Source organism: Nocardia sp. NPDC001965 (genome assembly GCF_053594175.1).
The window spans coordinates 43869-57408 of record NZ_JBSFDZ010000023.1; the positions used below are offsets into that span (position 1 = coordinate 43869).

A 13540-nucleotide genomic window follows, 5' to 3' on the forward strand; every position below is an offset into this window, starting at 1 on the left:
CGGACTTCACCGCACAGGTGTCACCGTTGCGCGCCAGTCCCGGATTCCCACCGGGTTCCCTCACCGCGCCGCGACCGCAGAGCGGCCGCGGTCATGCTATCCCGCCGGTGAACTGGACCTACGTCCGGCTCATCCCGTGGTGCGGTGACGGCGAACGCGACGGCGATTTTCTGCCAGCACGCCCGGGGTGCGCTCACGGATGCTCATGGAGTAACAGCGGAATCGCGAAAGGATCGATATGTCGGAGAAGATCGTGGTGGTCACCGGGGCGACCCGCGGAATCGGACGTGCCACCGCGACGGCGTTCGCCCGGAAAGGTCACCGGGTGATCGTCACCGGGCGCCGCGACCGGGCCGTGGCGGCAGTTGTGGAAGAACTGCGGGCCGAGGGACTCGCGGCCGAGGGCGAACTCCTCGACGTGTGCTCGGTGGACAGTGCGCGGTGCCTACGCGATTCGATCGCCGATCGGTACGAGCACATCGATGTGCTCGTCAACAATGCAGGCATCCTGCCCGAGGCGACCGCGACGGGCACGGTGAACTTCGCGCACCCCGGCGCGTTCACCGAGACGCTGATGACCAACACCTTCGGTCCCGCCAATGTGATCGAGGCATTGCTGCCACTGGTGCGCCGGGCTCCGGCGGGACGGATCGTCAATATCTCCACCGAGATGGGTTCGCTCACCGAACAGCGCAACCCGGACTCGGCGTACTACTCGATGGTGGTGCCGGGCTACCAGGCCTCGAAAGCGGCCCTGAACAGCATCACGGTGGGGCTGGCGAAAACCCTGGCCGATACCGCCGTCCGGGTGATCTCGGTATGCCCCGGCTTCGTCGCGACCGAACTGGCCCCGGCGGCGGCCGACGCGCCGACCACACCGGAGCAGGCCGCTGCTGTCGTTCTCGCGGCGGCGGAGGCGGCGGATACGCCCGCCGACGGGGCCTTCGTCGGTGCGAACGGCCCCATCGCCTGGTAGGAGTAGCCGGGGGCGGGTATCCGGAGCTGGATCCCCGGCCGAGGCATCGACGCGCTAACGGTCCCGGGGTCGCGCCGCGGCGCAGGCAGCCGTGATCGCAGACCTAGCGTGGCGGACGAAGGATTCGACTGCCTCGGTGTGCCGGGCCCAGTCGTCCGCCTCGACACCGAGATAGCCGTCCCGGGCGTGGCGCAGCACCTCGGCGTGCTCGGCCGGCAGCCGGGGCGCGAGGCGCTGTGCCGCTACGGCTTTGGACACCAGCGTCCCGGTGTCCGCGGTGATCCACATCCGCGCGAGAGTGAGCACGACATTGCGCTCGTCGCCCGCCACACTGCCGGTCAGCGTGGGCAGGCTCTGCGCGATCGCCCGGATCAGGTCGTCCGGCGGCACCGGATCCAGTATCCGGTGGGCCGGGGACCCGGCCAGGGTCAGCGACCAGGAACGCACGGCGGTGAGCAGGATTGCCAAGTCGGGATCGGCGGTGGCGGCGGGAATATCGCCTCGCTCGAACTCCGCCCGCAGCCATTCGCCGTAGACGAACTCCGCCCGCGGCGGAAAACGCCACGGAACGATATCGTCGCGCACGACCACCGTCAGTTCGACCGGGCGATCCGGACCCGACCGCGGCCAACGCCCCGAGCACTGGAGAAGGCTGCCGGACAGGCGATCTCGAACCGCCGGATCGAGATGCGCGGCGGTGACCGCCAGGAAATCCAGGTCACTGTCGTACTGCAGACCTCCGGATACCGCGGATCCGTGGAGATACAGGCCGAGCAGATCGTCGCCGAGCAGCTCGAGCACGATCCGGGCGATCGGGGTGGCTTCCGGTGGCGGCTCCGGCGCGGGCGTGGTCACCGATCCACTGTAGGCAGCCGCCGGCCGCGCGGCATGGGCGGTACGTCGCGAACCAGCGACGGAAAGTCCCGGTCCGCTGTGGCGTAGTCCGAAATACCCATCGCCTCGGTACCGGAGTCGTGCGTAGGGAGGACAGCGGAATCGGGGTTGTCACGGAGGCGCAGTGTCGGGGTGCTGCTCTAGGTTCGAGGACAAGGGGCGGCTCGGCCGGCCGGGTATCGACCAGTCGGACAGTGAGGTGCGGGTGTGAACGCGGTGCAAACGGTGGCCGGATCCGGGCGGACACCCGTCGAAGCCGAACCCGAGGCGACCGCGCGCTGGCCGTTCGCGGCCCGGTTCGCTTTCCGGTTCGGCGTGGTCTACTGCCTGCTGTTCGGCGTGATGATCGGACAGATCCTGTTCGTCTTCACCGGATTCGCCCACCGATTCCTGCCCGACACCGCACCGATGTGGCCGCTGATCGCGGCCGAACCGCTGCTGAAATGGCTGGGGCAGTCGGTATTCGGTATCGACGCCGAACTCCACCGGAACTCCGGCAGCGGTGACCAGGCGATCATCTGGCTGATGGTTTTCGGCGTGCTGGTCGTGGCGGCCGTCGCGGCAGTGCTCTGGTCGGTGCTCGACCGTCGGCGGGCCGCCTACCCACGAGCGGCCGCGTGGTGTCTGACCGGACTCCGGCTGTGCCTCGCCGGGCAGATGCTGTTCTACGGGATCGCCAAAGCGGTACCCACCCAGATGCCGCCACCCCCGTTCTCGGCGCTCGTCCAGCCCTACGGGCAGTTCACGCCGATGACGGTGCTGTGGCTACAGGTGGGCAGCGCCCCGGTCTACGAGATCCTGCTCGGAGTGGCAGAACTGGCCGCCGGTCTACTACTGCTGGTACCGCGTACCGCCACCCTCGGGGCCATGCTCGCTGTGGTGAGCATGGCGCAGGTCTTCGTGCTGAATATGACCTTCGATGTGCCGGTCAAGATCCTGTCGTTCCATCTGCTGGTCTTCTCGCTGATCCTGCTGGCCCCGCAGGCCCGTCGTTTCGCGGATTTCTTCCTGCTCGCCCGGCGCGCCGACCCCGCGGTTGCGCCGCCGTTGTTCACGAATCGCCGAGCCGCGCGGATCGCCGGATTCGCCCAGGCCGCGATCGGTCTGTGGCTGGTCGTGGGTGTGGCGGTACTCGGCTGGTTCAGCTGGCAGGATTACGGCGGCGGGGCCCGGAAACCGGAGCTGTACGGGCTCTGGGAGGTTACCGAGTTCCGTATGGACGGGCGACCGGTACCGCCGTTGCTCACCGACGAGACCCGTTGGCAGCGGCTGATCTTCGAGACCGAGGGCGTCGTGACCTGGCAGCGGATGGACGGGACGCTGATATCGGCGCCGGCGCAGTTCGACGGTCCGGCGCACAGCCTCACCGTCACCGGCCCACCGGCCCCGGGCGCGGCGAGCACGACGATCGCGAACTTCACCGTCGCCCGGCCGGAACCCGATGTGCTGCGCTTGGACGGGCAGTTGAACGGCCGACCGGTGATCGTAAGCCTGCGGGCCACCGATCCCGGCGGCTTTCCGCTGAACGGTCCCCGGTTCCACTGGGTACAGGACTATCCGGGCCGATAGGCCGTGTTCATGGGCGCGGCGGTGGGATGACACCGGGCTGGTCCGGCGCGCGCTGACCGGGTACCGGGCCGGTGATACCGGGCTGGCCGGCCGGATCCGAGAGCGGCACCGCGGTCGGGTTCGGCGCGGGTGGCGCCGGGGGTTCGGAGGCTGCCGGGGGTTCCGGTGGCGCCGGTGCCGTGGGCGGAGCCAGTGGTTGCTCGGCCGCGGGCGGCCGGGCAGGTGGCGCAGGTGCGGGCTCGGCCGGTGCAGGTGGCGGGGAGGAGCGGTCGGTCGGTTCCGGGACCTCCGGCACGGGCGGTCGTGGCGGCTCCGGGGGCGGCGCGGGGGAGTTCTCCGGAGCCGGCGGGACCGAGGGCGCCGCCGGGCCGGAACCGTGCTGCGGTGCGGGTGGATCGGCCGGGGCACCGGAATCGGGAGCGCTCTCGTCGGGCCGGGGCGACGCGGAATCCGAACCGTCCGGTGTGGGCGCCGAATCCACACCGACGGCGGAGTCGACCTGCGCCCGGGGTGCGGGTGGCGGGCCGAGCGGCGGCAGCGGACCGGGCGCCTCCGGCGGTACCGGAAGCGCGGGCACCGCGGTGCCCGCGGCGAGATAGGCGGGTTTGTAGACCATGTTCATGGTGAGGATCGCTTCCTGGCGCAGTACCTCCTGCACCATCTGCGCATCGATCACCTTGGCCGCCTCCAGCAACCGGGCGAGTGCGCCGACCGGGCCGGAATCGCCGGGTGGAACCACCGCGATCTTCACCGCCTCCGCGGCCGCGGCCACCGCGCCCAGGCGTAGCCCTACTTGACCGAGTACCCCGGCCAGTTCCTCCACCGAATCGGCGAAACTCCGGGTGCTGGCGAACGCCGCGTCGGCGGCCTCGCCGTCCCATTCCATCGCGTTCATCACCCGGTCCGCGCCCGCCCGGGTCAGCGGGAGCGAGGTCTGCAGGGTGGTCGCGGCGTGGATCCAGGTACCCGAGATCCGCAGGATCTCACCGGCATCGATCTGCTGCGTGGCCCGGTGGATGTCCTCGTGGCGCATGGCTTCGAAATGCTCCATGGCGCTGATGTAATCGGGATCCGTGCCGTTCACCGAACCTCCCTCGACGCAGATGACATGGGGCCCGCGGCGGCCGTAGCGAAGACGGGGGTAGCGCAGAATCGCATCAGCGTTCGAGCCTTGTTTCGACAGCGCGTACCGCGGCGGCGTTCGCCGCGTCGGCTTCGTCGTAGAGCCCGCCACTGACCAGAAACGCTTCTTTCATGCGGTAGGCCGCTTCGATGTAATGGTCAAGCAGGGCCGCGGCGTCGCGGGCCTTGTGCCCGAATCCGGCCTGCAACTGCGCCGCGGAGATCAGACCGCCGAACCCGTGCGGATCGGACGCATCCGCCAGCCGTTGCCGGAGATGGATGAGCCGGTCGGCCTGGCGGTCGTAGAGTTCCGCGCAACGGCGTGCGGCTTCCGGATCGAACTTGACCGTTCCCGCATGGGCTGCCTGGCGGAACCGGACGATCTCGGCTCGACTGTCTTCGATCTTCATGACTGGCGTACCCCTCCGTCGGTCACGCCCAGCGTAGCCGCAACCGGTGGTCCGGGCAGCCGGTCCGGGGCGATCGTGGATCAGACGGGAATACGTTTCTGCAGATGCGCGGCGAGCTGTTCGGCGGAGGCCGGCACCATGTGCACGTTCTCGTCGGCCTTGAGCAGATAGCGTCCGTCGTTCTCGACATCGAGCCAGGTGTAGTGCAGCGGCGGCGGCGGATTCGGCCGATCCAGATGCGCTTCGATCCGGATGTGCCCGTCGGCGGCGTGCGGGGCGTACAGCAGTTTCCGGATCAGCGGCGCGGCCCGTTCCTCCTGAATGACGGTTTCGGTATCGCGGACCGCCGCGGCCGAGGCGGTCCGGGCCGGATAACGACCGGCGGGTGCCTTCGGCAGCAGCGCCGCCAGCCGGGCGCCGAGTTTGCCGCTGTGCCCGATGGAGAGCTGGACCGGTCCACCGAATTCCCGGGTACGTCCGGGCGCCTGGACGGCCAGAACCGCCCTGTCGTGGACGACACAGCCCAAGATCCGCAGCTCCCGGCCCGGTTCCGCGGGGCCGCCGATGGCGATGACCCGGGTATGTGGGAGCGCGAGGATACGCAGGCAGGCCTCGAGATCGGGGTCGGCCGGGAACCGCTGGGTGAGTTCGGCGCGCAGGAGCCGGGCATCGCGCTCGGTGCGCGGCGTTTCGAGTACCCGCAGCGGATAGGGGATCCGGTCCAGGTCGGCTCGGCGCCATACATGCGCGAACTCGTCGGGGGTCAGGCTCCAACTCACGCGGGATCACATCCTCACCGAAACCTGCGCGGGCCACCTCAGACTATCGGTTGCTTCGCAGTGCCCTGACCTCGGGCACTGCGCGGACCCGGTTCTCTCTCGCCTGACACAAACCCCGAATACGCGGTGGACGAGGCCTTTCTCGGGTTTACTCGTCCGGAACGGACAACGGTGTCCTGTTCCGGTGAACGGGTTGGAGGTCGGTTCTTGCGGGTGCTCGGGATTGACGATACCGAGACGGGAATCGCGGCGCGGTGCGGCGGCAGGGGCCATGCGCGGTGCGTGCCGGGCGCGGGGCGACGACTACCGGGACAAACAGCTCCCGGCGCCCGGAGTTCGGCGCGGTGCCCGGAGCCGGGCGCGAAACCGCTCCGGCCCGGGGGAAGTGGGGCATCGTGACCGCCGTGATCCGCGGCGCCGGCGAACCGGTAGCGCCGGGCGAGCCGCGGATCTGGGACGACGCCGCGGTGGCGCAGCTCTTTCCCGGGATCACCTCGCCGTTGGCCTTCACCCTCGCCGCCGGAATATTCGGGCGGATGTGCCGGGAATACGCCCGGTCCCTCGGGGTGCCCGACGATCAAGTGAACCAGACTGATTCGTGGACGCCCCACCTGCTGGGCAGTTTTCACGGCCGGGTGTACGGCAACCTGCTGCACTGGTATCGGCTGGCGGGTATCGCGCCGGGATACCGGCTCAGCCGCAGAGCGCTCGAAGTGGCGCTGGGCGCGACCGATCCGGTCCCGGTGGAAGTCGCGGAATCGCTGTCGCCCTTCACTTTCGATTCCCGGGCCCGCCGGATCCGGTCGCGGATCCGGACGACCGGTGCCTTCCTGCGCCGCGCGCTGCGGATCGAGACGATGATGCGGGAGTACCGCGGCGAATTCGATCGCGTCTGCCGCCGGTACGAGGCCACCGAATACGTCCACGGCGAACACGCCTACGCGGAGTATCGGCGGCTGGACCGGGAACTGGTGCTGCTGTGGGGTCCGCTGGCGGTGCTGGATGCCGTGGAGCTCACGCTCATGGGGGCCGTAGTGGCGTTGACCGAGTCCTATCTGCCGCAGGCGCCGCGGCCGTTCCGGTACGCCGCGGTGCGGCCGAGTGCGGCGCTCGGATCCGCCGTCGCGCCGCCCGGGCGACCGGACGCCGCCGGATTCGATCCGGACGCCTACCTCGACGAGACGCTCGGCGGTATCCGCCGCCGCTGGTACGACCTGGTGCGGGTGCGCGCGGCCCGCTGTGCCGCGCACCGCGAACTCGTCCGGTCGAGCCGGACCCGCGCCGCCGCGATCCTCGAGTCGATGATCCGGGTGATGGGCGACGATCTCGCCGCACGTGCAATCCTGCGCGCTCCGGGCGATATCGACTATCTGACCGCCGGGGAACTACGTGGTTGCTACGACCGGGTCCCGATGCCGGATCTGCGGATTCCGATCGCGGCGCGTAAGGATGCGCAGGCCGCCACCGAAGGCCTGTGCGCCCCGGTGCGTTTCAGCACCGAGGGCGCGGAAGTATCCGATATGGAACTGGCCGAACAGGGTTGGGCGGCCCGCGCGGATATCGCGACGGCCCGCACCGGTGATTCGCTCACCGGGACGGCGTCCGCCGCGGGAGTGGTCGAGGGTCCGGCGGTGGTGATACGGCGGCTACCTGATACGACTCCCGGGATTCTCGTCACCGAGAGCGCGGACCCGGGCCTGGTGGCCGCACTGCCGTCGGCCTCCGCCCTGGTGATCGAACACGGTGGCCCGCTCACCGCCGTGGCGACCGTCGCCCGCGAACTCGGGGTGCCCACAGTGGTGCGGGTCCCCGAGGCCACCGCGAAATTGCGGACCGGGATGCGGATCCGGGTGGACGGTTCCGCGGGTACGGTGACGGTGTTGTCGGGGGTGGGCCCGTAATGAGGTGGAATGTATGACCGATCTCGAATCCGCGCGACCCGCGGCGGCACCCCTCCCGCTGCCGGAGTTGCTGAGTGCGCTCGCTCCGGCACCGGACAAGGCCGCCGCCTATCTCGACGACAGTTATGTGCTGGAAAGCGTCGAACAGTTGCGGCGGATGCGGATCGATCCGGCGGGCTTCGCGACCCGCCATTCGCTCCTACTGCTCACCCCGGGCGGGATCGTCTCGCGGGCGGTGGATCCTACGTTGAAATGGCTGTCCGGAAACGGTTTCCGGGTGGTGGACGCGGCCGCCGTGCGACTCGACCGTCATCTGATCCGCGCACTGTGGCGCTACAGCTGGAACGACGTCTCCCCGGAGCGGCGCCGGCTCACCGATCTGCTGGCCGGGATCTCGGAAGCGATGCTGCTGGTGGTATCCGGGCCCGACGGCGAGCAGCCCGCGCCGGTCCGGTTGGCCCGGGCCGCCGGTCCGGACGACCCGCGCGAGCGGCGGCCGGGCCAATTGCGTCATCTGCTCGGGCAGCGCAATGCGGTACTCGACCCCGTCCATCTCCCGGGTGATCCGGCCGATGTCCTGCGGGAACTGGCGATCTACTTCCCCGAGAAGCGTCGTGCCGAGGCCATCTCCCGCGCCTACACCGGCGCCGACAGCGCCGAAGCCGCCCGGACTCTCGCCGACGGCCTCTACGCCCGGACGCCGTGCCGCTCCTTCGACAAGACGGTCGCACTGGACCGCATCCTGCGCGATCTGGATCGGGCGGGCGCGCCCGCCCCGGCGGATTTCGACGCCGGTTCGGCCGGCGCCTGCGCCGCGATCCTGACCCGCGCCCTGACCGCCGGACTGGATATCGACTCGTGGTCCGCGATCGTCCTGGGCGCGGACGTGCTGCCCATGGGTGTCGCCGGCTGAGCACCGGGTTACCGGCCTCCTGAGCGCGGCCGACCGGCGGGCCGGGCGGCGCCGGCCGGGCACCTGGCTCCGGTGCTCGCCGACGGTCACGGCTCACCTGCGACAATGCCCGGATGCACATCGCGATCGGCCTGGTTGTCCTGGTGGCGTCGGCGGCGGCGGTGGCGGCACTGGCGCGCCGGGCCGGAATCTCCGAGCCGCTGGCACTGACGCTGGCCGGTATCGCCGCCTCGTATCTGCCGTTCGTACCCGAGGTGCATCTGGAGCCGGAAGTGGTGCTGCTCGGGTTGCTGCCACCGCTGCTGTACACCGCGGCCATCCGCACCTCACTGGTCGATTTCCGGGCCAATATCGGTGCGATCGCCTCACTGTCGGTGGGGTTGGTGCTGTTCAGCACGTTCGCGGTCGCCGCGGTCGTCTGGTGGCTGCTGCCGGTGCCGTTCGCGGTGGCCGTCGCCCTGGGCGCGGTGGTCGCGCCACCGGACGCGGTGGCCGCGACCGCGGTGGCGCGGCGGATCGGGATGCCACGGCGCATCGTCTCGATCCTGGAAGCCGAATCGCTGTTCAACGACGCGACCGCGCTGGTGGCACTGCGTACCGCGATCGCCGCCTCGGCCGGAGCGGTATCGGTGTGGAATGCCGGCGGGGATTTCCTGCTCGCGGCCGGTGGTGGCGCGGTAGTGGGGATCGTGGTCGCCTATGCCCTGGCCCTGCTGCGCCGCCGGATCACCGATCCGGTCCTGGACACCACCCTGTCCTTCCTGGCGCCGTTCCTGGCCTATCTGCCCGCCGAGGAGATCCACGCCTCCGGCGTCATCGCGGTGGTCACCTGCGGCATGATCCTGGGGCACGGTGCACCGGTCTGGCAGAGCGCAGCCTCTCGGACCGCCGAACGCATCAACTGGGGCACGGTGCAGTTCATCCTGGAGAGCGCGGTCTTCCTGATCATCGGTTTGCAGGTGAACACGATCGTCGGAGACGCCTGGGCGAGCGGATTGGATCACGGCACCCTGATCGTGGCCGCGATCGCGGTGCTGCTGGCGGTGATGCTGGCGCGACCGGTGTGGGTGTTCGGCTGGACCTTCCTGGAGCGCGCGTTCGGCCGCGCCCCGGAACCGCTGGCCCATCCGACAGTGGTCTCCTGGGCCGGGATGCGCGGGGTGGTGACCCTGGCGGCGGTCCTGCTGCTCCCCGCCGACACCCCACAACTGCCGGTGCTGAAACTACTGGCGCTGGTCGTCGTCGCGGGCACGCTGCTGCTCCAGGGCACCTCGCTGTCGTGGCTGGTGCGGCGCTTGCGCCTGCGCGGGCCGAGTCGCGCCGAGGACGCGTTGCAGAAGGCGAATCTGCTGACCCAGGCGTCGAATGCGGGACTGGCCGCGCTCGACGCGGCAGTCGGCCCCGATACCCCGGAAGATGTGGTGCGCTCGCTGCGTGACCGGGTCACCTGGCGGACCAACGCGGCCTGGGAGCGGCTCGGCCGCCCGGAATCCGAACTGGCGACCCCGACCGCCGAGTACCGGCGGCTGCGGCTGGAGATGTTGCGTGCCGAACGGGAGACGGTGCTGCGGGTCCGCGACGCCGGGGGCGTGGACTACGAGATCCTCCAGCATGTGCTGGCCCGGCTGGACCTGGAGGAGTCGATGATCGACCGGTTCGACGAGGGCGACGACGAGGACCGGGTCGAGACGCTGGCGGTGCCGGGCGGTTCGGCCGAGGACTGCGCACATCTGCGGTCGTCCCCGCTGGTATGCGAATCGGACCGGCCGGATGTGTGCGCGCAATGTCTGGTGGAGGGCCTGACCTGGGTCCATCTGCGCATGTGCCTGACCTGCGGCAATATCGGTTGCTGTGATTCCTCGCCGGGTAACCACGCGGCCGGGCACTACTCGTCGACCGGCCATCCGGTGATGCGGAGTGTGGAACCCGGCGAAGCGTGGCGCTGGTGCTACGTCGACGAATTGCTCGGTTAGCCACCGGCCCGGCCCGGGCGCCGCGGGTTCGCTGGAGGTGTCCTGCCTGCGTGCTGCCGGTGTCGGTGGCCTGCGGCAGGATGGGCGCCATGACGACAGCACCGGGCAGCACCATGGGCGGGGCCGGCGAAGTCGCCGGCGGACTACGCGAGCACGCCGAAGCGCTCCTGCGGGAGCTCGCCGGGCCGGACGCGCGATTGCGGGACGACCAGTGGACCGCGATCGAAGCGCTGGTGGTCGGTAAACGCCGCGCACTGGTGGTGCAGCGCACCGGGTGGGGTAAATCGGCGGTGTACTTCATCGCGGCGAAGCTGCTGCGCGCCCAGGGGCGCGGACCCACCGTCATCGTGTCGCCGCTGCTGGCCCTCATGCGCAACCAGGTCGCGTCCGCCCAGCGCGCCGGGGTGGTGGCGGCGACCATCAACTCCGGCAACGTCACGGAATGGGACGAGATCCATCAGCAGGTCGCGGCCGGTTCGGTGGATGTACTGCTGGTCAGTCCCGAACGGCTGAACAACCCCGATTTCCGGGATCAGGTGCTGCCCCGGCTCGCCGCCGACGCCGGTCTGGTGGTCATCGACGAAGCGCACTGTGTCTCCGACTGGGGGCACGATTTCCGTCCCGACTACCGCCGGATCCGGACCCTCATCGCCGACCTGGGCAGCGAGGTGCCGGTGCTGGCCACCACCGCCACCGCCAACGACCGGGTGGTGACCGATGTGGCCGGGCAGATCGGTACCGACACCCTGGTTCTGCGCGGCGACCTCGATCGCGCCTCCCTGCATCTGTCGGTGGTCCGGTTCGACGACGCGGTGGAACGCACCACCTGGCTCAGCGGTCATCTGGACCGGTTGCCGGGATCGGGGATCGTGTACACGCTGACCGTCGCCGGAGCCCACGATCTCGCCGATGTGCTGAATTCGCACGGTCACAAGGTCGCCGCCTATACGGGGCAGACCGATCCGGCCGAACGGGAGGCACTCGAAACGGCCCTGCTGAACAACGATGTCAAAGCACTGATAGCCACCTCCGCGCTGGGGATGGGATTCGACAAACCCGATCTGGGGTTCGTGGTCCACGTGGGCGCCCCGTCGTCGCCCATCTCCTACTATCAGCAGGTCGGCCGGGCCGGGCGAGCCACCGAACGCGCCGAGGTCGTATTGCTGCCCGGGCCCGAGGACACCCGGATCTGGAGTTACTTCGCTTCGGTGGCGTTCCCCCGCGAACATGTGGTCCGTTCCGTTCTGGAAGCGCTCGACCGGGAGCGCCCACAGTCCACCGCGGCGCTGGAGCCCCTGGTCGAGCTCAACCGCTCTCGCCTCGACATGGTCCTGAAGGTGCTCGATGTCGACGGCGCGGTCCGCCGGGTCCGCGGCGGCTGGCTGGGTACCGGCGAGCCCTGGGCCTACGATGCCGACCGTTACGAACGGCTCGATGCCGCGCGCACCGCCGAACAGCAGGCGATGCTCGATTACCAGCGCACCACCGACTGCCGGATGGAATTCCTGCGGCGGCAACTCGACGATCCGGCGCTGCACGCCGCGGCACCCGGTACCGGTGCCTGCGGCCGCTGCGACAACTGCACCGGCGAGCACCGCGACACCACCGTCGACACCGCCGCCGTGGATGCCACGCGGGCCCGGCTCGACCGTCCCGGTATCGATCTCGCGCCCCGTAAGCAATGGCCGACCGGGATGGCGAAACTCGGGGTATCGCTGTCGGGCAAGATCTCCGCGGGCGCCGAGACCGGCCGGGTCCTGGGCCGGCTGAACTCGCTCGGCTGGGGTCGGCGGTTGCGCCCGATCCTCGACGGTCCCGACGCTCCGGTGCCGGACGAAGTGGTCGACGCCTGTATTCCGGTACTGCGGGAATGGGACTGGGCCGTGCGGCCCACCGCGGTGCTGGCGCTGGAATCGCCCACCCACCCGGTGCTCACGGGTTCGCTGGCCGAGCGTCTCGCCGGAATCGGCCGGCTCCGTAACCTCGGCACCCTGCACACCCGCCCCGACCGGCCGCCGGTATCCGCCGTCAATTCCGCCCACCGGGTCGCCGCCCTGCACGATGCGTGGGAGATCCCCGATCTCGGCGGCTCGGACGGTCCGATCCTGCTGGTGGACACCCTCACCGATACCGGCTGGACGTTCACCGTCGCGGCGTGGGCGCTGCGCCGGGCGGGTGCTCCGGCCGTTCTTCCGTTCGCCTTGGCGACCCCGGCCTGATCTCCCGGCCCGGCTCCGGCCGGCCGGTGGCGGTGGGGAGCCGGTCGAGCAGCGCGAACACGGCGACGAGCACCACCGCGACAACGACCACCAGCAGGGTGTTGAACAGCGCGGTCGCGTATCCCTTCCGGGCGGCGTCCAGGAACGGATACGGATACCAGTCGGTCACGGCGCCGTGGGCGAATGTGTATCCGATCCACGCCACCGGCCAGACGAACGCCGCGGCGACTGTATCCCGATCGATCCGCGGCCGGGGTCCGAACACCAGCCACACCGCGAGGGTCGCCCAGGGTGCGAGGTAGTGGAAGCCGAGATTCGCCCACCATGCCGCGCCGGTGAGATGTACCTCGTCGGCGAGTATCAGCGCGAAGACCAGACCGGTGATCACGATCCCCAGCAGGGCATCCAACCGCAGCACCCGCCAGAGCCGGCCGTCCCGATCGGGCCGCCTCGCCAGTCCGGCCGAAACCACCAGTACGAACAGGTTGCTCTGGATGGTGAAGTAGCTGAAGAGCCGTACGAGTCTCGTCGCGATACCGGTGTCCGGGTCCGCGCGTCCGGAATTCGCGTCCGCGCCACCGGTGAACAGCAGTGCCAGTTGCGTCACCAACGCGGCGGTGATGACGAGGGCGATCACGAGATGGCAGACCCGGGCGGTGATATCCACCGCACCGCCGTGACCCGCCGAGCCGGTGCGCACGTTCACACCTGCCCATATTGCCGCCGGTGGGAGCGCGCGCCACGGCGACACGCGACAAGGGGGTACGAACTCGCGCCCGGGTGC

General features: G+C 70.1%; 11 protein-coding genes. 6 read left to right on the plus strand and 5 right to left on the minus strand.

Translation table 11 applies throughout. From position 1 onward, the window contains the following. The first annotated feature begins 238 nt into the window (after positions 1-238). Positions 239-976 (plus strand): SDR family NAD(P)-dependent oxidoreductase, encoded by a 738-nt coding sequence (locus tag ACWCPQ_RS25905; RefSeq protein WP_449903349.1) that lies wholly within the window; start codon positions 239-241, stop codon positions 974-976. A 54-nt stretch (positions 977-1030) separates the two neighbouring features. Here the strand turns inward: ACWCPQ_RS25905 and ACWCPQ_RS25910 are convergent, their stop codons facing one another. Then, positions 1031-1831, minus strand: coding sequence for an aminoglycoside adenylyltransferase family protein (locus ACWCPQ_RS25910; RefSeq protein ID WP_449903352.1), 801 nt, complete (start codon positions 1829-1831; stop codon positions 1031-1033). Between the two features lie 246 nt (positions 1832-2077). Between ACWCPQ_RS25910 and ACWCPQ_RS25915 the strand changes: the two genes are divergently transcribed. Continuing rightward, positions 2078-3439 (plus strand): DoxX family protein, encoded by a 1362-nt coding sequence (locus ACWCPQ_RS25915; protein WP_449903354.1) that lies wholly within the window; start codon positions 2078-2080, stop codon positions 3437-3439. 7 nt (positions 3440-3446) lie between these two features. Here ACWCPQ_RS25915 and ACWCPQ_RS25920 read toward each other — a convergent pair whose 3' ends face one another. The 3 genes from ACWCPQ_RS25920 to ACWCPQ_RS25930 form a co-directional block, all read right to left on the minus strand. Further along, positions 3447-4523: a hypothetical protein gene (locus tag ACWCPQ_RS25920; RefSeq protein ID WP_449903356.1), complete on the minus strand. Its 1077-nt coding sequence runs from the start codon at positions 4521-4523 to the stop codon at positions 3447-3449. Positions 4524-4596: 73 nt separating this feature from the next. Next, the gene (locus tag ACWCPQ_RS25925; protein WP_449903358.1) at positions 4597-4971 is read right to left on the minus strand and encodes a hypothetical protein; all 375 of its coding nucleotides are present in this window, start codon (positions 4969-4971) and stop codon (positions 4597-4599) included. Positions 4972-5051: 80 nt separating this feature from the next. Then, complete coding sequence (locus ACWCPQ_RS25930; protein ID WP_449903360.1) at positions 5052-5750, minus strand: ESX secretion-associated protein EspG; 699 nt, start codon at positions 5748-5750, stop codon at positions 5052-5054. Positions 5751-6145: 395 nt separating this feature from the next. Between ACWCPQ_RS25930 and ACWCPQ_RS25935 the strand changes: the two genes are divergently transcribed. The 4 genes from ACWCPQ_RS25935 to ACWCPQ_RS25950 all read left to right on the plus strand — a co-directional run bounded on the left by ACWCPQ_RS25935 (position 6146) and on the right by ACWCPQ_RS25950 (position 12756). Further along, positions 6146-7651: a PEP-utilizing enzyme gene (locus tag ACWCPQ_RS25935; RefSeq protein ID WP_449903362.1), complete on the plus strand. Its 1506-nt coding sequence runs from the start codon at positions 6146-6148 to the stop codon at positions 7649-7651. 13 nt (positions 7652-7664) lie between these two features. Next, positions 7665-8564: a nucleoside-diphosphate kinase gene (locus ACWCPQ_RS25940; protein ID WP_449903364.1), complete on the plus strand. Its 900-nt coding sequence runs from the start codon at positions 7665-7667 to the stop codon at positions 8562-8564. 113 nt (positions 8565-8677) lie between these two features. After that, positions 8678-10537: a Na+/H+ antiporter gene (locus tag ACWCPQ_RS25945; RefSeq protein WP_449903367.1), complete on the plus strand. Its 1860-nt coding sequence runs from the start codon at positions 8678-8680 to the stop codon at positions 10535-10537. A gap of 113 nt (positions 10538-10650) precedes the next feature. Further along, positions 10651-12756: a RecQ family ATP-dependent DNA helicase gene (locus ACWCPQ_RS25950; RefSeq protein WP_449903454.1), complete on the plus strand. Its 2106-nt coding sequence runs from the start codon at positions 10651-10653 to the stop codon at positions 12754-12756. Here the strand turns inward: ACWCPQ_RS25950 and ACWCPQ_RS25955 are convergent. After that, positions 12680-13462: a Pr6Pr family membrane protein gene (locus tag ACWCPQ_RS25955; RefSeq protein ID WP_449903369.1), complete on the minus strand. Its 783-nt coding sequence runs from the start codon at positions 13460-13462 to the stop codon at positions 12680-12682. The two genes, ACWCPQ_RS25950 and ACWCPQ_RS25955, sit on opposite strands and share 77 nt — an antisense overlap. Between the last annotated feature and the right edge of the window lie 78 nt (positions 13463-13540).